24 protein-coding genes are annotated in these 21,620 nt (G+C 53.7%); 11 read left to right on the forward strand and 13 right to left on the reverse strand.

Going from position 1 to position 21,620, the window contains the following annotated elements:
* Positions 1–9 precede the first annotated feature (9 nt).
* From AB4K05_RS21200 to AB4K05_RS21230, 7 genes are all read left to right on the forward strand, one after another.
* A complete protein-coding gene (locus tag AB4K05_RS21200; RefSeq protein ID WP_185668838.1) occupies positions 10–324 on the forward strand; it encodes a PTS sugar transporter subunit IIB in 315 nt (104 codons plus the stop codon).
* Positions 317–1,684: a PTS sugar transporter subunit IIC gene (locus AB4K05_RS21205; protein ID WP_368481810.1), complete on the forward strand. Its 1,368-nt coding sequence runs from the start codon at positions 317–319 to the stop codon at positions 1,682–1,684. Before AB4K05_RS21200 ends, AB4K05_RS21205 begins: the two co-directional genes overlap by 8 nt.
* On the forward strand, positions 1,671–2,513 hold the full coding sequence (locus AB4K05_RS21210; protein WP_368481811.1) for a ketose-bisphosphate aldolase: 843 nt from the start codon (positions 1,671–1,673) through the stop codon (positions 2,511–2,513). Before AB4K05_RS21205 ends, AB4K05_RS21210 begins: the two co-directional genes overlap by 14 nt.
* A gap of 59 nt (positions 2,514–2,572) precedes the next feature.
* The gene (locus AB4K05_RS21215) at positions 2,573–2,842 is read left to right on the forward strand and encodes a hypothetical protein (protein WP_368481812.1); all 270 of its coding nucleotides are present in this window, start codon (positions 2,573–2,575) and stop codon (positions 2,840–2,842) included.
* 9 nt (positions 2,843–2,851) lie between these two features.
* Positions 2,852–3,289, forward strand: coding sequence for a PTS sugar transporter subunit IIA (locus AB4K05_RS21220; protein ID WP_368481813.1), 438 nt, complete (start codon positions 2,852–2,854; stop codon positions 3,287–3,289).
* Positions 3,286–3,843: an AAA family ATPase gene (locus tag AB4K05_RS21225; RefSeq protein ID WP_368481814.1), complete on the forward strand. Its 558-nt coding sequence runs from the start codon at positions 3,286–3,288 to the stop codon at positions 3,841–3,843. Before AB4K05_RS21220 ends, AB4K05_RS21225 begins: the two co-directional genes overlap by 4 nt.
* Positions 3,844–3,964: 121 nt before the next feature.
* Positions 3,965–4,177: a DUF1471 domain-containing protein gene (locus AB4K05_RS21230; RefSeq protein WP_368481815.1), complete on the forward strand. Its 213-nt coding sequence runs from the start codon at positions 3,965–3,967 to the stop codon at positions 4,175–4,177.
* A gap of 60 nt (positions 4,178–4,237) precedes the next feature.
* Here AB4K05_RS21230 and AB4K05_RS21235 read toward each other — a convergent pair whose 3' ends face one another.
* Together AB4K05_RS21235 and AB4K05_RS21240 are read right to left on the reverse strand one after the other, a co-directional pair.
* Positions 4,238–4,561: an AzlD domain-containing protein gene (locus tag AB4K05_RS21235; protein ID WP_368481816.1), complete on the reverse strand. Its 324-nt coding sequence runs from the start codon at positions 4,559–4,561 to the stop codon at positions 4,238–4,240.
* Entirely contained in the window at positions 4,561–5,211 is a 651-nt protein-coding gene (locus tag AB4K05_RS21240) for an AzlC family ABC transporter permease (protein ID WP_368481901.1), read from the reverse strand. Before AB4K05_RS21240 ends, AB4K05_RS21235 begins: the two co-directional genes overlap by 1 nt.
* A gap of 114 nt (positions 5,212–5,325) precedes the next feature.
* Between AB4K05_RS21240 and AB4K05_RS21245 the strand changes: the two genes are divergently transcribed.
* Positions 5,326–5,874 (forward strand): helix-turn-helix domain-containing protein, encoded by a 549-nt coding sequence (locus tag AB4K05_RS21245; protein WP_368481817.1) that lies wholly within the window; start codon positions 5,326–5,328, stop codon positions 5,872–5,874.
* A gap of 358 nt (positions 5,875–6,232) precedes the next feature.
* Entirely contained in the window at positions 6,233–7,630 is a 1,398-nt protein-coding gene (locus tag AB4K05_RS21250) for a carbohydrate porin (protein WP_368481902.1), read from the forward strand.
* A 131-nt stretch (positions 7,631–7,761) separates the two neighbouring features.
* On the opposite strand, the gene rhaM is transcribed toward AB4K05_RS21250, so the two are convergent.
* The 9 genes from rhaM to rhaB all read right to left on the reverse strand — a co-directional run bounded on the left by rhaM (position 7,762) and on the right by rhaB (position 17,708).
* Entirely contained in the window at positions 7,762–8,076 is a 315-nt protein-coding gene (gene rhaM, locus AB4K05_RS21255; protein ID WP_368481818.1) for an L-rhamnose mutarotase, read from the reverse strand.
* Positions 8,073–9,221 (reverse strand): lactaldehyde reductase, encoded by a 1,149-nt coding sequence (fucO, locus tag AB4K05_RS21260; RefSeq protein ID WP_368481819.1) that lies wholly within the window; start codon positions 9,219–9,221, stop codon positions 8,073–8,075. The genes rhaM and fucO overlap by 4 nt, the downstream gene beginning before the upstream one ends.
* 130 nt (positions 9,222–9,351) lie before the next feature.
* On the reverse strand, positions 9,352–10,356 hold the full coding sequence (locus AB4K05_RS21265) for an ABC transporter permease (RefSeq protein WP_368481820.1): 1,005 nt from the start codon (positions 10,354–10,356) through the stop codon (positions 9,352–9,354).
* On the reverse strand, positions 10,353–11,357 hold the full coding sequence (locus AB4K05_RS21270; RefSeq protein WP_368481821.1) for an ABC transporter permease: 1,005 nt from the start codon (positions 11,355–11,357) through the stop codon (positions 10,353–10,355). Before AB4K05_RS21270 ends, AB4K05_RS21265 begins: the two co-directional genes overlap by 4 nt.
* Positions 11,357–12,862, reverse strand: coding sequence for a sugar ABC transporter ATP-binding protein (locus tag AB4K05_RS21275; RefSeq protein ID WP_368481822.1), 1,506 nt, complete (start codon positions 12,860–12,862; stop codon positions 11,357–11,359). The genes AB4K05_RS21270 and AB4K05_RS21275 overlap by 1 nt, the downstream gene beginning before the upstream one ends.
* A gap of 100 nt (positions 12,863–12,962) precedes the next feature.
* Positions 12,963–13,949, reverse strand: coding sequence for a rhamnose ABC transporter substrate-binding protein (rhaS, locus tag AB4K05_RS21280; protein WP_368481823.1), 987 nt, complete (start codon positions 13,947–13,949; stop codon positions 12,963–12,965).
* A 91-nt stretch (positions 13,950–14,040) separates the two neighbouring features.
* Positions 14,041–14,871 (reverse strand): rhamnulose-1-phosphate aldolase, encoded by an 831-nt coding sequence (gene rhaD / locus AB4K05_RS21285; RefSeq protein ID WP_368481824.1) that lies wholly within the window; start codon positions 14,869–14,871, stop codon positions 14,041–14,043.
* A gap of 111 nt (positions 14,872–14,982) precedes the next feature.
* On the reverse strand, positions 14,983–16,242 hold the full coding sequence (rhaA, locus tag AB4K05_RS21290; RefSeq protein ID WP_368481825.1) for an L-rhamnose isomerase: 1,260 nt from the start codon (positions 16,240–16,242) through the stop codon (positions 14,983–14,985).
* The gene (gene rhaB, locus AB4K05_RS21295; protein WP_368481826.1) at positions 16,239–17,708 is read right to left on the reverse strand and encodes a rhamnulokinase; all 1,470 of its coding nucleotides are present in this window, start codon (positions 17,706–17,708) and stop codon (positions 16,239–16,241) included. Before rhaB ends, rhaA begins: the two co-directional genes overlap by 4 nt.
* Before the next feature lie 303 nt (positions 17,709–18,011).
* Between rhaB and rhaS (AB4K05_RS21300) the strand changes: the two genes are divergently transcribed.
* Positions 18,012–18,848 (forward strand): HTH-type transcriptional activator RhaS, encoded by an 837-nt coding sequence (gene rhaS / locus AB4K05_RS21300; RefSeq protein ID WP_368481827.1) that lies wholly within the window; start codon positions 18,012–18,014, stop codon positions 18,846–18,848.
* Between the two features lie 71 nt (positions 18,849–18,919).
* Positions 18,920–19,768, forward strand: coding sequence for an HTH-type transcriptional activator RhaR (gene rhaR, locus AB4K05_RS21305; protein ID WP_368481828.1), 849 nt, complete (start codon positions 18,920–18,922; stop codon positions 19,766–19,768).
* A 39-nt stretch (positions 19,769–19,807) separates the two neighbouring features.
* Here rhaR and AB4K05_RS21310 read toward each other — a convergent pair whose 3' ends face one another.
* Positions 19,808–21,115 (reverse strand): TRAP transporter large permease, encoded by a 1,308-nt coding sequence (locus AB4K05_RS21310; RefSeq protein ID WP_368481829.1) that lies wholly within the window; start codon positions 21,113–21,115, stop codon positions 19,808–19,810.
* Entirely contained in the window at positions 21,108–21,614 is a 507-nt protein-coding gene (locus AB4K05_RS21315; protein ID WP_368481830.1) for a TRAP transporter small permease, read from the reverse strand. The genes AB4K05_RS21310 and AB4K05_RS21315 overlap by 8 nt, the downstream gene beginning before the upstream one ends.
* Positions 21,615–21,620 lie beyond the last annotated feature (6 nt).

Raw genomic sequence — 21,620 nt, forward strand, 5'->3', positions numbered from 1 at the left:
AGACCCTACATGCTGAAAATTCTCTGCGTATGTGGCTGCGGCCTCGGCTCAAGCTTTGCGATTGAAATGACCGCGAAGGCCGTTTTAAAAAAACTGGAAATTCCTGCGCATATTGAACACACCACAGTGTCTGAGGCTGGGGCATTTAAATCTGACATGATTCTGACGCAAAAAACTTTTGCCGATATTCTGACAGCCGATGCCAGCGAAGAAGAAATAAAACGTGTGGTGATATTAAATAAGCTGACGGACAAAGATGAGATAGAACAAAAAATTGTCGCATTCTTAAATGAACGTAATTTACAGGTAGCCGACTATGAATAGTTTCGTTGAGTTTATCGTCAAAGATTTGCTCGGCCAAGCTTCAATACTCATCGCCTTTATTGCGATGTTGGGGCTTATCTTACAGAAAAAGTCGCTGGGTAAAACGGCCGAGGGCACATTTAAAACCCTGCTCGGTTTTTTAATCATGATGGCCGGCATCAACATCATTGTGGCGACGCTAACGTTCCTGAATGACATCTTCACCCAGGGCTTTGGCATGAAGGGCTACATTACCGATGTGGCGGCGATTGCCGGTTTAGCCAACCGTGAGTTGGGATCTGAGGTGGCGCTGACCCTGCTGGTAATTTTTGCCGTCAACATCATCATCGCTCGGCTGACGCCACTGAAATATATCTTCCTGACCGGGCAGGCGCTGCTGTGGATGGCGACTATCGGTGCGGTTATCGGCTATAAGGCCGGGTTGACCGGACTGCCGCTGATTTTGACCGGCGGGATCTTCGGTGGCGTGATGGCGGTACTGATGCCCGCCCTGGCGCAACCGGTGGTGCGGCGCATTACCGGCTCGGATGACGTTGCGCTGGGACACTTCTGCACCATTGGTTACTTGGTGCAGGCGGCTGTCGCCAAAGTGGTCGGTAAAGGCTCCCGCTCTACAGAAGATCTTGAATTACCGGATAATTTCAAGTTTTTGCAGGATACCTATCTCGCTATGGCGGTAGTGATGGTGCCGATGTACCTCATCCCGGCGCTGGCGGCAGGCCCGGCGTATATCGGCCAATTCTCTAACGGCGTTAACTACCTGATGTACGCCTTTATGCAATCCATCCAGTTTGTGGCCGGGGTCTTCGTCCTTTATAGCGGCGTGCGACTGCTGCTCAATGAGTTAGTGCCCGCGTTTCGCGGTATTGCAATGCGTATTGTTCCTGATGCCAAGCCAGCTCTGGACTGCCCGGTATTGTTCCCTTATGCGCCGAACGCGGTGATTGTCGGCTTCCTAGCGACCACGGTGGGTTCGATTATCGGCATGCTGGTCTTCCCGATGTTTGGTTTGGCGATGATTCTGCCCGGCCTGCTGACTAACTTCTTTGCGGGTGGCACGGCAGGCGTATTCGGAAATGCGCTGGGAGGTCGTCGCGGGGCGATGATCGGCGGCGTGGTGCACGGGCTGTTTATCACTTTCCTGCCTGCCATTTTGGTGCCGATGCTTGAAAGTTACGGTTTTACAGGCGTGACGTTCAGCGATTCGGATGTGATTAGTTCTGGGCTGGTATTAGGCCACGCCTTCCAAAATAACTGGTTATTTGTCGCGTTGTTTATTGTCTTTGTCGCCGCACTGGCATGGTTTGTAAACGGTAAATCAACTAAGCCGAAAGGGGAAAACGTTCATGAGTCTGTATAACTTCAACGATATTCTGAATATCGCCCAGCAAAGAAATTTTAAAGCCATCGGATCGTTTAATTTGCACTGTATTGAAATGCTGCCCGCTTTTTTCAAAGCCGCGCAGCAGAGTAATAGCCCGTTAATGATTCAAATCTCCACCGGGACGGCGGAATATTTAGGCTATCGTTTATTGGTGGATGCGGTGAGTTCGCTGGCAGAAAGTGAAAATGTGCCAACCTGCTTGCATCTGGATCACTGCTCGGATATCAGCGCAATTGAAACGGCGATGAATGCCGGATTTTCATCGGTGATGTATGACGGCTCTCATCTCAGCTTGGAAGAGAATATCGGCAATACACGCATCGTCGTTGAAATGGCCCGCCCGCGTAATATCACGGTGGAAGGTGAACTGGGCGCTATTGGCGGTTCCGAAGACGGCAAAGCCGTTGCCGTAGAGGATATCACCTTCACCACGGTAGAGGATGCCAAACGCTTCGTCGACGAAACTCTAGTCGATATGCTGGCGGTCTCGGTCGGGACGGTGCATGGGCTGTATACCGGTAAGGCGAAAATTCAGCACCAGCGGCTTAAAGAGATTAGCGCGGCGACCGGCGTGCCTTTGGTGTTACACGGCGGAACCGGCGTGAGTGACGACGATATGCGTCAGGCGGTGACCGAGGGAATTAACAAGGTCAACGTCGGCACGGAAATGAACGTGCAGTGGGTTGACCAATGCAAAACCGCATTCGAAAAAGGTAAGGTGAATGACAGCGTGCGGAAGTTTTTAATTCCAGCCAATAATGCCGTCGCCAATGTATTAATGGAAAAGATCGCTTTATTTAAATAAACGCCTCTTTATGACTTGATATTTCGTTACCCTGTTGTTCATCAGGGAGGGGATTCGCTATGTTTGAATCATTGAAAACGTTGTGGAAAAAGCAAAACAATCCGTCGGAAGATTACGATGAACAGTCACTTCTGCTGGCGGAGGAAATATCCCGATTAGAAGGTGAATTACAGGGTAACCCGGGTAATGGCGAAATACAGAAAACATTGATGTTGATTTATAACCGGGCGCTGTCGGTGTATGCCAAAAGTAAGACCCACCGGCAAGAAATTGACTCACTGTTTATCCGTATAGATGAATTACGCAATATTATTCGCCGTAATATTTAGGGAGTGGACATGACGATAAAAGAGCTACTCATCGAAGCCGATGCTATCCAGGTTGGCGTCACGGAGTCAGATTGGAAAAAGGTGATTCAACTGGCGGCCATGCCGCTGATTGAAAATGGCTTTATCTCGGCAGATTACGGCCAGGCGGTGATTGAGAATACCCTCAATCACGGCGCGTATTACGTTTTTGACGAAGGGATTGCCATTCCGCATGCGCGTCCTGAGTGCGGTGTTAAGCGCAACTGTTTTAGCCTCGTGCTGCTGGATAAACCGATTCGGTTTGCCGAAAGTGAGGCCGCAGATATTGTCATTATGTTCGGTGCGCAGGATAGCAATGCGCATATTGAAGAGGGGATCCGCGCCATTATCTCGTTACTTGATAACGATGAACGCATGGCCAAACTGCGGGCGGCGAACTCTAAAGAGGAGGTTGTGGCGCTGCTATGAAAAGAGATCTTACGCCGAGCTGTAAAACCGTCATTCTGGTAAACGGCATTCCCGCGTCGGGAAAAAGCACCATTGCCCGGCAGCTTTCGCTTACCTTTGGCCTGCCGTTGCTGACTATCGACGGTATCAAAGAGCCCTTTATGGCACGCTTTACGGATATTGACCGCCCCTTCAACCGCCAGCTCGGCTGTGCTGCCTATGAGGCTATTTGGTCGATTGTGGAACAGTCTCCGGCGGGTTGCGCCTGGGTTATTGACGCCTGGTTTGGCTTCCAGCCGAAGGACGTGTTGCAGCGGCTAGCCCACAACGCGGGAGTCGAGCGGATCGTCGAAGTCTGGAATCAAATTCCTCCAGACGTCGCTGTGGCGCGCTACGCTCAGCGGTTAGCGCAGCGCTTGCCGGGTCATCCCGGTGAAGAGTATCTGCCCGAACTGGCGCAGTTGGCTGAACGGGCAAAACCGATGCAACTGGGGTCTGTATATTGCGTTGATCAGCAAACGCTGCCCGATATTGAAGAGGTCTACGACTGGGTTGAAGCACAGCTGCAATATTGATCAATTTATTTGAATGATGACAACAAATCCTTCCGCTTTTCGTTGAACGATGTGAGGGCTATTATTTATCACATCAAGGCAACATGCCTTATCCAAACAACCAAGTGAAAGGGTTTATATCATGAAAAGCATCAAAACTTTTGTCGCAGTTATCGCTCTTGCCGCTTCTTTCGGTACCTTCGCTGCTCAGACCGTGACCGCAACCGCCTCTACCATTGACGGTGCCGAAGCGAAAATTGCCGCTCAAGCTGAACAGGCTGGTGCAAGCTCTTATAAAATTACCCAGGCTTATGCCGGTAACCGCGTGCACATGACCGCTGAACTGAGCAAATAAGCGTAAGCAACTGTTGAAAGAGCGCCCTCGGGGCGCTTTTTTCGTTTCTGAGGCGTACTTTTAGTGTATCCCCGCGAGGCGCAGCAACGCGGTGACAACCGCTGCGGCGATGATCACCACGATAAGGGGAGCTTTACGCCAAGCAAGGAACACCGCAAAGCCGACACCCAGCACACGGGCCATGCCGGAGAAATGCTCACCCTCATAGAAAGTGGTTGCGAGCGCTACTGAAAACAGCAGCACCGTCGCAGCGTCTGAGAGCAGGGCCTGAGAACGTTCGGAAAATGCTAAACGGCTTCCGAGCTTAGCGCCGCCAAGGCGCATCAGATAGGTGCCTACGGAAAGAACAGCGATACCGATAATAAATAGCGTCATATTTGCCATTATTTTTTCCTCGCCAGCAGGCCAAACAGAGACAACAGCACCGGCAGCCCCACGGGAGCAAAAGGCACACATGCTAATGAGATTGCTGCGCCGCTGCCGGCGCGGATGAGCGTGGTGCGGTTCTTAAAGGCTGGGATCACCAGAGCCAACAAGATGGCCGGGAACACGGCATCGAGACCGATGGTTTCCGGCGCGGGCAAGAGTTTGCCCACTGCGGCACCAAATAGCGCACCCAGCGGCCAGAAGAGCGCGACGCCCATTCCGCATAGCCAGAATGCTGCTTTACGCTGCTCGAGCGTTGGCTGCGACAGCCCGAACACCACGCTCTCATCGTTCATGATATGGCAGCCAATAAAGCTGGCAGCACGACGGCCGACCAGATCCCGCACCGTGACACCAAACGGAATGTGCCGGGCATTGACCAGCAGTCCTGCCGCTGCTGCAGCAAGTGGGTTGCCGCCGCTGGCCACGATTCCGATAAACATAAATTCTGAGGCACCTGCAAGCACGGAAACCGACAGAAGTAGGGGAACCCAAAGTGGGAATCCGTAGGCCATTGCCAGCGAGCCGTAGGAAACTCCAACGACGCCGACGGCTAAGCACACCAGAAAAATAGCTTTCACCGTGCTGCCTTTCAGGCAGGAGAACATTTTCAGAGACATATTAATTTGCCATATCGAACAAGATCTCCATTATAATGAACGAATCAATTTGGTAGTTCAAGTCGAACGATTCGTTCAATATATAAAACGATGGAGTTGTGTATGACACAGCCAATCAGCGTGATTGCCAAAAGTCTGGTGCGTGAGCGGGCCAGAACCGGCCTGTCGCTGGCCGAAATAGCCCGTCGCGCCGGTATTGCGAAATCAACGCTTTCACAGCTTGAAGCAGGTAACGGTAATCCCAGTCTAGAGACGCTATGGGCGCTTTGCGTGGCGCTGGATATACCTTTTGCCCGTCTGCTAGAACCGCAGCCGAATAAAACTCAGGTTATCCGCCGCGGCGAAGGCACGAAAGTCGTGGCTGAACAGGCAAACTATCAGGCCACGCTGCTGGCGGCATGTCCGCCGGGAGCGCGCCGGGATATTTACCTGCTAGCCACTCAGCCGGGTGCGGACAGAATCTCGCATCCGCATCCACCGGGTTCGGTCGAGCACATTATTGTGACCCAGGGCCGGGCGTTAGTCGGCTTAACGGCAGCGCCGGAAGAGTTGAACGCCGGTGATTATATTTGCTATCCCGCCGATGAAGAGCATCTGTTTAAAGCGCTGGAGCCTGATACGCTGGCGCTGTTGGTTGCAGAGCAAAATTAATAGTGAGTACGTGCAGAAATATATATAAAACTGCACGTATTATTAATTGCCATATCCATTTAATAATACTAATTATCTATTAATCCAGCATCTTTATTCTTTTAAATAATTGATGATTCCATCCTATCCCCTTTCATATTATTCAGTGTTATCTGGCTCACGATCTTCTCTATATTATCGTTTACGCGCTAAACTTTATTAGCTAGTGTTCGTTTGTTCGTCATGAAATAAATCTGTTTTTAAATAGAGACTACCCATGACAAATAAATTATGAATATACATTCATCGCTGTAATACATGTGCGCACGAAATCTCTTTCTGGATTTCTTATTTATATTGTTATCAAGGGAATTGAATGATGAAGAAATCGACATTAGCGATAGCTATTGGATTATTGTTGGTGGCCAATACGGGTTTTGCTAAGACAACTAAAATGACGCTAGAGCAGCGGCTGGAACAGCTAGAATCACGTCTGGAAGCGTCGGAAACACGAGCTCGGCAGGCGGAGCAGAAAGTACAGAATCTGCAAACACAGCAGGCGGTAGAAATTAAAGAAATTAAGGCCGCTCAGGGCAATACGCCGGTGAATGGTAAGACACCGGCAGAAGAAATGCGGAAAAATGCGGCTACACCGAACCTTATTTTGAGCGGCTATGGCGATCTCAAAATCTACGGCGACGTTGAATATAATATGGATGGCGAAAGCCGTCGCGGCACGTTAACTAAATTGAATGAAGATCATTCCATCGGAACGTGGGATATGGACGGTCGTATTCTGATTGGCTTCGACGGCGTGCGCAAGATGAGCAATGGCCAGTTTGCAGGCTTCTCTATCCAGCCGCTGGCCGATATGTACGGCAGCATGAATCTTGATGATGCGCGCTTCAACTTCGGTCAGGAAAATGACTGGAAAGTAGAGATCGGTCGTTTCGAAGCCTTCGATATGTTCCCACTGAATCAAGATACCTTCGTCGAGCATTCGGGGAATACTGCTAATGACCTGTATACCGATGGTCAGGGCTATATCTATATGATGAAAGAAGCCCGTGGGCGTTCCGATTCTGGCGGTAACTTCCTGATGAGCAAACAGATTGATGACTGGTACTTTGAGCTGAACTCGTTGGTCGAAGACGGCACTACCCTGTTTGCCGACGGTGACAACGTGAATGTAGGCGGTCGTACCTACCACGGTCGTAAGATGGAACAGGATAAAAACGTCGTCTATCTGCGTCCGGTCGTGAACTGGAAGCCAACATCTGAGCTTTCTTTCTCCGCGGCAATGGAATCGAACGTGGTGAACAACGCTTACGGTTATACCAACAGCAAAGGCGAGTTTGTCGATCAGTCTGACCGTACCGGCTATGGTTTAACCATGACTTGGGATACCACTAAAGGTGACCCGGATAATGGCGTTATCTTTAACCTGAATACTGCCTATTTAGATGCCAATAACGAAGACGATTTCACCGCAGCAACCAACATTTGGTGGAAGAACTTTGAAGTGGGCTATATTTATGCGCACAACAAAATTAGCGATTTTGCGGGCGTAGTCTGTGAAAACAACTGCATTATTCAGGAAGAAGGCACCTACGATATTCATACAATCCACGCCTCTTATTGGATTAAAGACGTGATGAATATGGAAAACTTTAATATTTATCTGGGAACCTATTACTCTAAAATCCAGAGTGACCAGGAAATTTCTACAGACGACGATCGCTACGGCGCACGCGTTCGCTTCAAATACTACTTCTAAAAAACAAAGGCCTCTGCAAGCAGAGGCCTTTTTCTTCGGTGGGCCTGATAAGCGTAGCGCCATCAGGTTCTTTAGCACACATTGCCGGATGGCGACTAGCGCCTTATCCGATCTACATAAATAGCGCCAGCTTACGCCAGATAAAACACTTCTTTTAGCTCTGCGCTCACTGGGCTGTTATCCGGATTCGACGGCATCACATCGGTCATGTGCTTCCACCAGCGCTGGCACACATCGGTATTTGCTACCGCGTTCCAGCGCTCCTCAGACTCAATTTCCACGGTAGCAAACAGCAGATTGCGTACTTCATCGAGATAAATCGCGTAATGGTGCGCGCCGTGGGCTTTCAGCACGGCTTCTAGCTCCGGCCAGATTGGGCTGTGGCGGCGCTGATATTCTTCGTGGGCGTTGGCGTTAACCTGCATCACAAAGGCTTTGCGGATCATAATGCCTCCAAGTACAGCTCACGAACTTCGTCGCGGCTGGCGGTGCGTGGGTTGCACGGCGCGCAGGGGTCCGCGAGCGCTTTATCCAGCCATCCTTCGATATCAGCTTTGGTCACACCCAACTGACTGAAGCCTGCTGGAATACCCACGCGTGCGCTGAGCTTGCGGATAGCGTTGATGGCTTCCATGCTTGCCGCTTCATCGCTCAGAGCGCGAGTATCAACGCCCATGGCCTGCGCAACTCGAGCAAAGCGGGAAACCGCATTTGGACGGTTAAAGTTCTCGATGATCGGCAGCAGAATAGCGTTGCAGACGCCGTGCGGCAGATTATGGGTTGCGCCCGGCTGGTGCGCCAGCGCATGGACGAGTCCCAGACCGGCGCTGTTAAACGCCATCCCTGCCAGATACTGCCCAAACGCCATCTGTTCGCGGGCTTCTAGGTTATGGCCATCATCTACGGCTTTTGGCAGCCAGAGGGTGATGAGGCGAATCGCTTCCAACGCGTTGGCATCGGTTAACGGGTGCGCACCCACCGACACGTAGGCTTCAATTGCGTGGGTCAGCGCATCCATCCCGGTGGCAGCGGTGACCGAGGCAGGGATATCGAGCATCACGCTGGCATCGTCAACGGCGATATCTGGAATAATATTGGAGTCGATAATCACCTCTTTCACCTGGCGGGCGCTATCGATGATGACTGCGTTGCTGGTCATCTCTGCGGCAGTACCCGCCGTGGTGTTAATGGCGACTAGGTGCACGCCCGCGTTAACCACTTTACCGACACCGGAGTAAGCGGTGGAAGGGCCGGGATTTGCGGTCAGGATTTTTACCGCTTTGGCGGTATCAATTGGGCTGCCGCCGCCGAAGGCAATGATGTAGTCACAAGATTCAGCCTGATACGCCGCGTAGCCTTTTTGCACTAACTCTTCAGTAGGATTTGGGAAGACCTCATCGAACAGATGGTAAGACATTTTATGCGCGTCCAGCGCAGTGAACAGGCTGTCTAGCAGGCCCAGCTTGACCAATTGACCATCGGTGACGATTAGCGCTTTGCCCCACTGCTTACCCGCCACCAGATTAACCATATCGCCGATTGCGCCCGCGCCGTGAAGGCTGATTTTTGGCAGTGCCAACATAAAGCTCATGATAATGCTCCTTAATTACGATTTTACAAATTCGCTTTCCCCCTCACCCTAACCCTCTCCCCAAAGGGGCGAGGGAACCATTCCGTTTTCGCCCTCCCCCCCCTTTGGGGAGAGAGCCGGGATGAGGGGGTTAATTCCGTCTTCGCTGCATGATGCGGCGGGTGATAATTGGCAGAGAAATCACCACAATCAGCATCGCGCCAATAATTATCGACATGACGATGCCAGGGACGTTAAGCAGGCTCAGGCCGAAGGTGACTAGCCCCATCAAGAATGCGGCAATAATCACGCCGACCATGCTGCCGGAACCACCCAAAATATTGATGCCGCCAAGCACCGCCATGGTGACCACCGCCAGTTCCCAACCCATGGCAATCGTCGGTCGTGTACTACCCAGGCGTGAAGTCAGCAGCACCGCAGCTAGGCCGGACATCAGACCAACCAGCGCAAACAGCAGCAGGTTGTGACGTTTGACGTTAATACCGGAATACCACGCTCCGGTTGGGTTATTGCCGATGGCGTAAGTGCGGCGGCCAAAGTTGGTTTTGTGCAGCAGGAAGGCGAACAGGGCGGCGAGCACGATGAATAGCGCGAACTCGAACGACAGCGCGCCCCACACGTAGCCTTGACCAAACCAGGCGAAACTCTCCGGGTATTTATTCAACGCCTGATCGCCCAACAGAATGTAGGTGATCCCGCGATACAGGCTCATGGTGCCAATGGTGATGACGATGGAAGAGAGATTAAAGCGCGTCACGAGCAGGCCGTTGAATAACCCGCACAGTAACCCAACGCCCAGCCCCACGCAGACCAGCAGCGGCGTATCGACGCCAGCGGCGGCGCAAAAACCCATCAGCGTTGAGCTCAGTGCGATGGTTGAAGCGACGGAAAGATCGATTTCGCGGGCAATAATCAGCATCGCCATCGGCAGCACGATGATCGCTTTTTCGGTAAAATTGAAGGTGGCGTCCGACAGATTCCAGATATTGAGGAAATAGGGCGAGGCCAGCGCGTTTATCACAAAGACCAGCAGCGTCACCGCCAGCAGAAAGCCTTCCCAGCACAGCAGCCGCGCAAAGAACGGCGACGTTCTGGCCTTGGTGTTAATGTCTTCAGGCATCATTATTTTGCTCATGAGCGTACCGCCTGTTTTTGTCGGGCTAGCGCGGCATCGCGCAGGATCAGCCGTCCTTTACGTTTATTGCCGCGTTCATTCAGCAGCACTGCAATCACAATCACCGCGCCGGAAATTGCCATTTGCCAAAACGGAGAAATGCCGATGACCGGCAACGCATTGTTGATGATGCCGAGGAACAGCGCGCCGCACAGACAGCCGACGACGCGCCCGGTGCCGCCCATGGTGCTGATACCGCCAATCACGCAGGCTGCGACAACCTGAAGTTCGAAGCCGTTGGCGACATCGACATAGGCGACGGCGAAGCGGGAAATCCACAAATAGCCGCAAAAACCCGCCAGCGCCCCGGAGAGGCAGAAGCTGACGAACTGCATTTTTCCCGCGTTGATGCCGGTGTAATACGCCGCGGTAGCGTTACCGCCGGCGGTGTACAGCGCCCGCCCGGTGCGGCTAAAGCGCAGGAAGTAACCCACTAGCAGCAGCGCAGCGATGGCAAACCAGCTTAGTACCGGCAACCCCAACAGCGCGGCGCGCGGCAGGCCGAGGAAATCGGGGCTCATTTGGTGCGAGTTAACCCAGCCGCCGTCGGACAGTAAAAAGATAATGCCGCGATAAATGCTCATGGTACCGAGCGTCACTACTATTGCCGGAATACCCAGTTTCCACACCAGTAACCCGTTAATCATGCCCATCACCAGCCCCAGCGCAGTTGCCAGTAGCAGCAGCGCGAAGACCGGGATCGTGGGGTAGTGGAAGTTGAGCAAGGCGACAATCATGCCGGTCAGCGCCAGATTAGCGGCCATCGACAGGTCGATGCCTTTGGTCAGCAGCACCATCATCTGGCCCAGCGCGAGGATAATTAAGATGGCGGTGTCGTTAAACATTTCCACCAAGTTTCCCGGTGATATGAACGACGGCACGCGGCTGCCAATCGCCGCCACCATCAAGATAATGACGCCCGCGAGCAGCGCTTCGCGGTGTTTAAACAAGGATTGCCACATTATGCTGCCTCCTTACCGGCACCGCTCGCGGCGCTGACGATGGTCTCTGCGGTGGCTTCACCGGCCAAGTATTCAGCGACCATCAGCCCTTCGTGCATCACGATAATGCGGTCAGCCATGCCCATGACTTCTGGCAACTCGGACGACACCATAATCACCGCCAGACCCTGCGCCACCAACTCGGACATAAACTGATGCACCGCGGCCTTCGAGCCGATATCAATGCCTTTGGTCGGTTCATCAAGGATGATCACCTGCGGATGCGTCGCCAGCCATTTGGCGATTACCACTTTTTGCTGGTTCCCCCCGGAGAGTGTTTCTACCGGCTGACGCCAACTGGAAGCTTTAACCTGCAGACGGCGCGCGTACTCGTCGGCCAGCTGCCACTCTAGGGCATCGTTTAACACACCGCGTGGGTTAAGCTTGTTTAGCTGAGGCAGACTGATGTTCTGCGCAATCGGCAATTCGATAATTGCACCCTGCTTTTGCCGTTCTTCCGGCACGCAGACAATCCCGGCGTTGATGGCATCGGCGGGCTGGCGGAAATGCACCGGCGAACCGTTAAGCACGATTTCACCGCAAGATGGATGTGATACGCCGGAGAGCGCCTGCATCAGTTCTGTGCGCCCGGCACCGACCAGACCATAGAAACCGAGAATCTCACCCTTGCGCAGCGTGAAGTTGATATGGGCAAATTCGGTGGGATGGCACAGGTCTTTGACCGCCAGTACCTCTGCGCCCTTTTCACAGGCGACTTTTGGGTAGGTTTGCGTGATGGCACGACCGACCATCATGGCGACCATCCGCTCCTCGGTAATTTCGTTTATCGCGCCGGAACCGACGTACACGCCATCGCGCAGGATGGTGTAGTGATCCGCCAGCTCAAAAATTTCGTCAAATTTGTGCGAGATAAACAAGATGGCTTTGCCTTCTTGCTTGAGCCGTTCAACGATTTGATAAAACTCGAGGATTTCGTGCTGAGAAAGCGCGGCGGTAGGCTCGTCGAGGATCACCACCTGCGCGTCAAATGACAGCGCACGGGCAATAGCGACCATATGACGTTGGGCAATGCTGAGTGTTTTTAATATGGCGCGCGGGTCAATCTGCACATCAAGGCGAGTCAGGATCTCGCGCGCTTTTTGGTGCATGGCAGGCCAGTCGAGCTGTTTCAGCCAGCCCTTATGCAGGTACTGGCCGACAAAAATATTTTCGGTGACCGAGAGTTCATCGAACAGCACAGTTTCCTGATGAATGGCGGTTATACCGACTCTGTGCGCCGCATCCGGCGTCGGCAGTGAAATGGGAATAGCTTTATAAAGGATTTCGCCCTCTTCGGGCTGATAGATGCCGGTCATCACTTTGACCAGCGTAGATTTTCCTGCGCCGTTTTCGCCAATTAAAGCGGTGACTTTACCGGGCCACAGATCGAGCTGCACGTTTTCAAGTGCGCGCACGCCGGGGAAAACTTTGGTGATCCCCTTAAGCTGCAACAAAGGTGTCGACATGATAGTTCTCCATCACAGGGGATTTTGTAGGGCGGGTAAGCTGTAGCGCACCCGCCGTTTTGCCGGATGGCGCTCGCGCTTATCCGGCCTACAAAACGCATCAGAAGATTTTTGAGAACTTATCAATGTTGCTGGCATCGTAGACGAACGGCTCAGACATCGCGCCATTTCCGTCCGCATCCAGCTTCACTTTGCCCAGCTTGCCCATACTGGCTTCGGTTTTGGTCGCTGAGCCTTTCACGAGATCGTCGGCAAGGTAAGTGGCAGCATAGCCCAGATCGATAGGGTTCCAGATGGCGAAGCTCTTGCTGGCGCCGGACTTAATAGCCCCGGCCATTTCAGACGGCAGCCCTAGCCCGGTGACGTACACTTTGCCAATCTTGCCTTGGTCTTTCACCGCCTGCGCTGCCGCTACGATCCCGACGGATGACGGCGAGACGATCACTTTCAGGTCCGGGTACGACTTCAGCAGGCCGACCGCTTCGCGGTAGCTCTTATCCGACAGATCGTCACCGTAGGCTACGGTTACCAAGTTGATAGAGGGATAGTTCGGCAGCACTTTTTTCATCTCACCAATCCAGATGTTCTGGTTGGTGGAGGTTGGGGTGGCGCTCAGAATCGCCACGTCACCTTTTTCAACATTCAACGCTTTTAACGCGTCGGCGGCGAGCTTCACGTTGGTTTCGCCAATCAACTGGTTGTTAGACGGGTTCAGGTGAATCTGACGCCCGCCGGCGGCAACGCCGGAATCCCATGACACAACCTTAATGCCGCGCTGCATGGCTTTCTTCAGCACCGGCACCACCGCATCGGGATCGTTGGCGGAAATCGCGATCGCATCGACACCCTGGGCGATCAACCCATTGAGCACTTCGATCTGCGCTTCAGCCGTAGTGGTGGTGGGGCCGGTATAAATCACTTTTACATCGCCTAACTCTTTGGCCGCTTCCTGCGCGCCGACGTTTGCGGCCTCGAAGAAGCCATTGCCTAATGACTTTGCCACAAGGGCAATTTTTACTTCAGCTAAAGCGGAACCGGACAACGCCAGGGCGGCAACGGTGAGGATGAAGCTTGCTTTTATTTTCATTGCTTGTACTCCACGGTTTTGAGTTAGTTGGTTTGCAGGTGACAGATTTTTTCCCCTGTGGATCGCTGCCCGCAGGGGTTATGCGATGTTCTTACTTGTACAGATTTAACGCGCTGGCCATCGGGGTTACGCCAAAACGTTGGCCGAGGGCAATCAGTTCTTGCTGGGTGATGGTCTGTTTCATACCGCCCATCGAGTACACCTTCACCAGTACCTCTGCTGATTTTTCGGCGGTATCAATCAGACCAAAGGTTTCGTCAAGCGTCGGACCGCTGCCGAACACACCGTGGAACGGCCACAGCACCAGCGAGTGCTGCTGCATTGAGGTGGCAGTTGCTTGGCCGATTTCGTCAGTGCCTGGCACCATCCACGGCAGAATACCGACGCCGTCCGGGAAGACCACCAGACACTCGGTGCTGCCTTCCCACAGTTTGCGGGTGATAAACGCACTGTCGTTTTCCAGCACATAGGTCAGCGCGATCAGGTTGGTCGCGTGGCAGTGCATGATCACGCGGTCGACGCCGTTGGTCAGTTTGATACGTTCACAGTGTGACAGGAAATGCGCCGGCAGCTCGGAGGTTGGAACGGCTTCGTGAGTCAGCCCCCACAAAATGTGGTAGCCCGCACCGTCACTATCGACTTTCACCACCCCAAGGTTGGCGGCCGGGTCAAGCTGGACGTTGCGGAAGAATTTACCGGAGCCGGTGACGATAAACGGCGTGTTGGCCAGCATTGGCATCGGCTGGCTCAGGGCGATATAGCGCGGCTTAGCGTGGAAGTCGGCGGTGAACGGGGCGATATCTGCCTCGTCCAGACGCAGGGTTAGGTTGCCGCCGTTACGCTCGTCCCAGCCTTTTAACCAGGCGTCGGAGGTGGCTTTGATCATGCCCTGGACGAACCAGGAATCGGTGATGGTTTGCATAGTCTTGTTGTCCTGTGTGCTGATGCCCGATGGCGCTTCGCTTATCGGGCCTACAATGGCTATTTTCGTAGGCCGGATAAGGCGAAGCCGCCATCCGGCGATCGGTCTCGGTTATTGACGCGTGCTCAAAATTTCTTTCTCGTAGCTCCGCACGCTCTCCAGCCACTGGCTGCCCGCTGGCGCATCGTTACGCTGGCAGTACATTTCCCATACCGCCTGCCACGGCAGGCATTTCTGCTCTTCCAGCAGCGCCAGACGGGCGGTGTAGTCGCCGTCTACTTCCAACTGACGAAGTTGCTCGGTTGGCTCCAGCAGTGCGCGCAGCAAGGCTTTCTTCATGTTGCGAGTGCCGATAACCCACGCCGCGATGCGATTGATGGAGGCGTCGAAGAAGTCGAGTCCAATGTGCACACGGTCAAACAGATCGTGGCGGATGATTTCGCTGGCGATGGCCTGAGTTTCGTCATCCAACAGCACCACGTGGTCACTGTCCCAGCGCACCGGGCGGCTGACGTGCAACAGCAAGCGCGGTACGTACAGCATGGCGGCGGAGATTTTGTCGGAGATCACCTCCGTTGGGTGGAAGTGACCGGCATCTAGGCACAGCGCGGTCTGGCGGCTGGTGGCGTAACCCATATAGAACTCATTGGAGCCAACGGTATAGCTCTCTGCGCCAATGCCGAACAGCTTGCTCTCCACGGCATCAATGTGATGCGCGGGATCCAGCTTCTCGCTGATGACTTCATCCAGCGCAGCGGCCAGGCGCTGGCGCGGTGCTAAACGGTCCACGGTGACGTCTTTCATGCCGTCTGGGATCCAGATATTCATCACCGACGGCGTGCCCAACTGCTCGCCAAAGTAGGCGGAAACGCGGCGGCTGGCCTTGCAGTGGTCAATCCAGAACTGGCGAACTTTTGGATCGGCGTGAGACAGGGTAAAGCCATCAGCGCTCAGCGGATGTGAAAAACATGACGGATTAAAGTCGAGACCCAGCTTGTGTTTTTTCGCCCACTCAACCCAGTTTTTGAAATGTTCTGGTTTGATTTCATCGCGCGCAACCGGCGTCTCAGATTCCAAATAGATAGCATGCAGATTCAGACGCTTTGGCCCTGGGATCAGGCTCAACGCCTGTTCCAGATCGGCGCGCAGTTCTGTCGCGTTACGCGCTTTGCCCGGATAGTTGCCGGTTGCCTGAATCCCACCCGTTAAATTGCCTTCTGGATTTTCAAAACCCGCAACGTCATCACCTTGCCAGCAGTGCATTGATACAGGTAAGCGGTCGAGCTGGCGTAAGGCTTCTTCGACGTCGATACCGATGGCGGCATAGCGCTGTTTGGCGAGTTCCCAGGCTTGGTCAAGTTGAGTGGTCATGCGCAAAGCTCCTTTGTCTGTCGTTGTTGCTGAAACTGCGCAACGTAGCGGGCAATTTCATGGTCAGGATTAGGGGTAAAGGTGGTGAGGGCGTAGTTTTTACTCACCACCTTGCGGAAATCATCGACGTTGGACAGTTCGTCCAGCGCCATTAATTGGATGCCGATATTGCCAAGCGTGGACGCCTCAATTGGGCCTGCCACCACGCTAATACCGCATGCGTCGGCACACAGCTGGTTGAGCAATGCGTTTTGGCAGCCACCGCCGACAATATGCAGCTGACTAAAGGGTTTACCGCGCAGCTGCGTGAGCTCGTTGAGCACGTCGGCGTAGAGCAGCGCCAGGCTGTCAAAAATGCAGCGCGCGAGCTCAGCGGCGGTGGCTGGAACCGGCTGGGCGGTTTCGCGGCAGGCCGCCTGAATCTCAGCGCTCATATTTGCTGGGTTGATAAAGCGGTCATCGTTTGGGGCGATTAGGCTACGACAGGTTGGCAGCGCCGCCGTTTCGGCGATCAGTTCCGCCAAGTTGCTGATGTTTTGCTCTTTCAGCACGCGCTGTAGCAGCCACAGCCCCATGATGTTTTTGAGCACCCGATAGCGGCCTTCTGCGCCGCCTTCGTTAGTGAGATTGGCACGCTGTGCCTGCTCGCTGGTGTACGGTTTTTTGCTTTCAAAACCCATCAGTGACCAAGTTCCGGATGACAGATAGGCGGCGTCGGCGCTGGCTAGCGGTGAGGCAATCACGGCGCTGGCGGTGTCGTGGCTGGCGACGGCCACAACCGGAATGTCATGACCCTGCGGGCAAATCCAGTGCCCGACCACGTTGCCAGGATGGGTTGGGGTGCCAAACCACGACGCCGGTGCGCCGGTCCAGTTCAGCAGGTCTTCGTCCCAGTTATCGCTATCGATATTGATCAACTGCGTGGTGGTGGCGTTGGTGTATTCCCAGTTCATCTTGCCGGTTAAGCGATAGCCAAAATAGTCAGGGATCAGCAGCGCGTGAGCGGCCTGTGATACCAGCTCCGGCTGTTGCTCAACCAGCGCGCGTAGCTGATAAAGCGTGTTAAACGGCAGAAATTGAATACCGCTGCGGCGATAGATATCGCTTTTGCCCAACTGGTCCATTGCGAGAGCCATCAAGCCATCGGTGCGACTATCGCGATAGGCCACCGGCAGGCCCACTCGCTGGCCATCTTTATTCAGCAGCACGAAGTCCACGCCCCAGGTGTCGATGCCGATACTGTCGATAAGAATGCCTTCATCGCACACCTTATTGAGTCCAGTGCGGATCTCAGCTTCTAGGCCGTCGATATCCCAGGTCTCAAAACCGTCCTGTTTGTGCAGGTTGTTCACGAAACGGTGGATTTCGCGCAGTGATAACGAACGCTGCTCGGCGTCGAAACGCGCCAGCATTACACGTCCGCTTGAGGCGCCTAAATCGACGGCCACGCAATGGCGAAAAGTCATGGTTAGAGTCCTTCTATGAGTCATTACCGCTCAGTCTAGAAAAAGGGCAACGACACAACCTTCTTGCCACTGACAGGCGAAATGGGGCGCTGGCAAGAAAGCAAAGATGAACGTGAGATAGTTCACAAATTGCTGCGAAGAGGCTGTTATTGAGGGGTGTGATGGTGACCGCATTTCCCGATCTTTCCGGCTGTTTCTTGAAAAAATGACCGGGTTTGCAAGCTTTGCTGTCAAAACGTCAAGGTCAGATCTCTCATCGGATATTACTATTCTGATAACCTTTCTCATCTGCCGGGAGTCGTTATGACCGTACTACACAGCGTGGATTTCTTCTCATCAGGTCAGCTACCCGTCGCTATTGAACCACGACTTCCGCAGGCCGCTTTTCCTGAGCATCACCATGATTTCAATGAGATTGTCATCGTTGAACACGGGTCAGGTATCCATGTATTTAATGGTCAGCCGCATACCATTTGTGGAGGCACGGTTTGCTTCGTCCGCCACTTTGACCGACACCTGTATGAACACACCGATAACCTGTGTCTGACCAACGTGCTGTACCGCGCGCCGGATGCTTTCCAGTTTTTGTCAGGTCTCAATAAACTGCTGCCGCAGGAGCAGGATGGCCATTACCCTTCACATTGGCGTGTGAACCAGAGTACGCTGCAGCAGGTCAGGGCCATTGTCAGCCAGATGGAAGAGGTGAAGGACAGCACCGATATGATGTCGCTGGCGAATCGGGAAATTCTGTTCATGCAACTGTTGGTTGTGCTGCGCAAGGGCAGTCAGGAGCAAGGGGCAATGGATAACGATGCCCGCCTCAATCAGTTGATGGCATGGCTGGAAGAGAACTTTGCGCAAGAGGTTTGCTGGGAAGGGCTGGCTGAAGATTTTTCTCTCTCATTGCGTACCCTGCACCGCCAGTTGAAGCACTGTACCGGCCTGACGCCACAGCGCTATCTCAACCGTCTGCGCCTAATCAAGGCGCGTCATCTGCTGCGGCACAGTGACGACAGCGTCACCGATATTGCCTATCGTTGCGGCTTTGGTGACAGCAACCATTTCTCGACGTTGTTCCGCCGGGAATTTAACTGGTCGCCGCGGGACATCCGCCAGGGGCGAGATACGATGCTTCAGTAACGCGAGGGTAATCACCGTTTTTTACCGAAAAACGGCTAATAATAGAGAGTTATTAGCCGTGAGGTATCCGCGTGTCAGGCCAGTTAATTCTTCGAAAATCCGATTTTTTTGCTCGCCCGACGCAGGCTGTTGCGGTGGCTGACCGCTATCCGCAGAATGTTTTTGCCGAACATACCCACGACTTTTGCGAACTGGTGATGGTCTGGCGTGGCAACGGGCTGCACATCCTAAATGACCGTCCCTACCGCATTACTCGCGGCGATCTCTTCTACATTCGCGCCGAAGACAAACACTCCTACGCTTCTGTTAACGATCTGGTTTTACAGAATATTATCTATTGTCCGGAGCGCTTAAAGCTCAATCTTGACTGGGTGTCTCATATTCCTGGATTGCACGGCTCGCATTGGGCTCCGCACTGGCGTATCGGCAGCACCGGTATGGCCCAGGCGCGACAGATCATGACCCAGCTTGAGCAGGAGAGCCGTAAAGACGATGCGCTGGCAAACGAGATGTCGGAGCTGCTGTTTGCCCAGTTGGTGGTGTGCCTGACGCGCCATCGCTATGCCACGGATAATCAGGCCGCAACGCAGAGCGAAGCGCTGCTTGATAAGCTGCTGACGGTGCTGGCAGGCAGTCTCAATCGTCCCTTTGTGCTGGATACTTTTTGCGAACACCATGGTTGCAGCGAACGCACGCTGCGCCAACAGTTTCGCAGTCAGACCGGCATGACGGTGAACCATTACCTGCGTCAGCTGCGCATCTGCCACGCGCAGTATTTACTGCAGCACACTGAAATGCTGATTGGCGAAGTGGCGATGCAGTGCGGGTTTGAGGACAGCAACTATTTCTCGGTGGTATTTAACCGGGAAATTGGCGTGACGCCGGGACAGTGGCGGCAGCGCAGCCGGGTTGCGGCGTAGCGTCGTTCCCACTCTATACAATCCCGGCGTCGCATGTTTTTACATCACCCCAAGCAAACGCGGCAGGAATAGCGTCAGTTCAGGGATATAGGTGATCAGCAGCAGTACGGTGATGATCGCGATATAGAAAGGCATTAATGGCCTCAGCACCTCTTCCACTTTTACCTTGCCCACGCTTGCCCCGACGTACAGGCCGCTACCCACCGGCGGCGTAATGGTGCCGATTGCTAGGTTGTAGATCATCACAATGCCGAAATGCACCGGGTCGACGCCCAGTTGGGTCATAATCGGCAGCAGGATTGGCGTGAAAATAAGAATGGCCGGGCCGATATCCATAAATGCGCCGATGATCAGCAAGAAGACGGTTATCACCAGCAAAATCATCGCCTTGCTTTCTGAAATGCCGAGGATCATCTCACTTAACGCGGTGGGAATATTGGTTATCGACATGGAGAACGACATGGCTGATGAGGTGGCGAGCAGGAACATAATAATGCCGGTCATCACTACCGTCTGAATAAATACCGACGGCATATCTTTGAGTTTCAGCGTCTTATAGCACACTAGGGTCAGGAACAGCGTATAAACCACCGCAATGGCAGAGGCTTCAATTGCTGTAAAGACGCCCTTCACGATACCACCAACGATGATGACGATGAGCAGCAGACTTGGTACGGCTTCCAGCGTGACCTTCAGCGCCATGCCTTTCTGTAAGGCAAAAAAGACGCGATAGTTATTGCGCTTTGCGACCACCCACGTCACCGCCATACAGCCCACGCCCCACAGAATGCCGGCCACCATACCTCCGGCAAACAGCGCGGCGATTGAGGTTCCGCCGCTGGCCAGCGCATACAGGATGAACGCGGTGGTGGGCGGGATCAGCATTCCGGTTGGCGCGGAGGCAATATTCACCGCTGCCGCGAAGCTGCGGCTGTAACCTTCTTTGGCACTCATTGGCACCAGCACGCCGCCGATTGAGGTTGATGCGGCAATGGCGGAGCCGGAGATGGCACCAAACATCATATTGCCGACGATATTGGTGTAAGAGAGCGAGCCGGGCAGGCGACCAGTGAACAGTTTGGCGAAGTTCACTAGCCTAGTAGCAATGCCGCCGCTGTTCATGATAACGCCGGACAGCACAAAGAACGGTACTGCCAGTAGCGCGAAGCTATCGAGGCTGGAGAACATTTTCTGCGCGGTAGCGAACATCGAAATATCAAACGGTAGCACCAGCATCATCGTGCTGCACGACGCGATGACGATGCAGATACCAATAGGCGCGCCCATCGCTAGCAGGACGACGAAGACGCCAATTAGCGTTAACGAAGCGGTAATCGGATCAATCATGTTGTTTCTCCACATGCAGCGGGGAAGAGCGGGTCAGGGCGCGCAGTGAGTCGGCGATATTCAGCACGCTGTAAACAATGATCAGCACGCCGGCAATCGGCAGCGCGTAGTAGACTTGGCCCATCGGAATACCCAGTGCGGGGGAGATTTGCAGCATTGAGATGGCGGAAATCTTCAGGCCGCCAATGATCAAAATCCAGATTGAGAAAGCCATAAAGGTCAGTTGCAGGATGATCATCCACACGTTGCGGACCTGCGCGGAGACCTTGTCGACTAAGATGGTCAGGCTGATATGCTGCTGTTTACCGGCGACGTAGGCCATACCGAGCATGGAGATCCACACCAGCGAGAAGCGCAGCAGCTCTTCGGTGATGGTGCTGGGCTGGCCGACAATGTAGCGGCTAATAACCTGCCAGCAGGAGACGGCAACCATCATTGCCAAAACCAGGCAGCAGACGACTTCCAGTAGTCGATCGAGTCCTTTTCTGATTATTTCCATTTTTTG

It is taken from the genome of Kluyvera sp. STS39-E, assembly GCF_040932435.1.
Classification (GTDB): Bacteria; Pseudomonadota; Gammaproteobacteria; order Enterobacterales; family Enterobacteriaceae; genus Kluyvera.

Coding starts and splice junctions, on each gene's coding strand:
- AB4K05_RS21200 (WP_185668838.1), top strand. CDS start 10: ATGCTGAAAATTCTCTGCGTATGTGGCTGCGGCCTCGGCTCAAGCTTT.
- AB4K05_RS21205 (WP_368481810.1), top strand. CDS start 317: ATGAATAGTTTCGTTGAGTTTATCGTCAAAGATTTGCTCGGCCAAGCT.
- AB4K05_RS21210 (WP_368481811.1), top strand. CDS start 1,671: ATGAGTCTGTATAACTTCAACGATATTCTGAATATCGCCCAGCAAAGA.
- AB4K05_RS21215 (WP_368481812.1), top strand. CDS start 2,573: ATGTTTGAATCATTGAAAACGTTGTGGAAAAAGCAAAACAATCCGTCG.
- AB4K05_RS21220 (WP_368481813.1), top strand. CDS start 2,852: ATGACGATAAAAGAGCTACTCATCGAAGCCGATGCTATCCAGGTTGGC.
- AB4K05_RS21225 (WP_368481814.1), top strand. CDS start 3,286: ATGAAAAGAGATCTTACGCCGAGCTGTAAAACCGTCATTCTGGTAAAC.
- AB4K05_RS21230 (WP_368481815.1), top strand. CDS start 3,965: ATGAAAAGCATCAAAACTTTTGTCGCAGTTATCGCTCTTGCCGCTTCT.
- AB4K05_RS21235 (WP_368481816.1), bottom strand. CDS start 4,561: ATGGCAAATATGACGCTATTTATTATCGGTATCGCTGTTCTTTCCGTA.
- AB4K05_RS21240 (WP_368481901.1), bottom strand. CDS start 5,211: ATGTTCTCCTGCCTGAAAGGCAGCACGGTGAAAGCTATTTTTCTGGTG.
- AB4K05_RS21245 (WP_368481817.1), top strand. CDS start 5,326: ATGACACAGCCAATCAGCGTGATTGCCAAAAGTCTGGTGCGTGAGCGG.
- AB4K05_RS21250 (WP_368481902.1), top strand. CDS start 6,233: ATGAAGAAATCGACATTAGCGATAGCTATTGGATTATTGTTGGTGGCC.
- rhaM (WP_368481818.1), bottom strand. CDS start 8,076: ATGATCCGCAAAGCCTTTGTGATGCAGGTTAACGCCAACGCCCACGAA.
- fucO (WP_368481819.1), bottom strand. CDS start 9,221: ATGAGCTTTATGTTGGCACTGCCAAAAATCAGCCTTCACGGCGCGGGC.
- AB4K05_RS21265 (WP_368481820.1), bottom strand. CDS start 10,356: ATGAGCAAAATAATGATGCCTGAAGACATTAACACCAAGGCCAGAACG.
- AB4K05_RS21270 (WP_368481821.1), bottom strand. CDS start 11,357: ATGTGGCAATCCTTGTTTAAACACCGCGAAGCGCTGCTCGCGGGCGTC.
- AB4K05_RS21275 (WP_368481822.1), bottom strand. CDS start 12,862: ATGTCGACACCTTTGTTGCAGCTTAAGGGGATCACCAAAGTTTTCCCC.
- rhaS (WP_368481823.1), bottom strand. CDS start 13,949: ATGAAAATAAAAGCAAGCTTCATCCTCACCGTTGCCGCCCTGGCGTTG.
- rhaD (WP_368481824.1), bottom strand. CDS start 14,871: ATGCAAACCATCACCGATTCCTGGTTCGTCCAGGGCATGATCAAAGCC.
- rhaA (WP_368481825.1), bottom strand. CDS start 16,242: ATGACCACTCAACTTGACCAAGCCTGGGAACTCGCCAAACAGCGCTAT.
- rhaB (WP_368481826.1), bottom strand. CDS start 17,708: ATGACTTTTCGCCATTGCGTGGCCGTCGATTTAGGCGCCTCAAGCGGA.
- rhaS (WP_368481827.1), top strand. CDS start 18,012: ATGACCGTACTACACAGCGTGGATTTCTTCTCATCAGGTCAGCTACCC.
- AB4K05_RS21310 (WP_368481829.1), bottom strand. CDS start 21,115: ATGATTGATCCGATTACCGCTTCGTTAACGCTAATTGGCGTCTTCGTC.
- AB4K05_RS21315 (WP_368481830.1), bottom strand. CDS start 21,614: ATGGAAATAATCAGAAAAGGACTCGATCGACTACTGGAAGTCGTCTGC.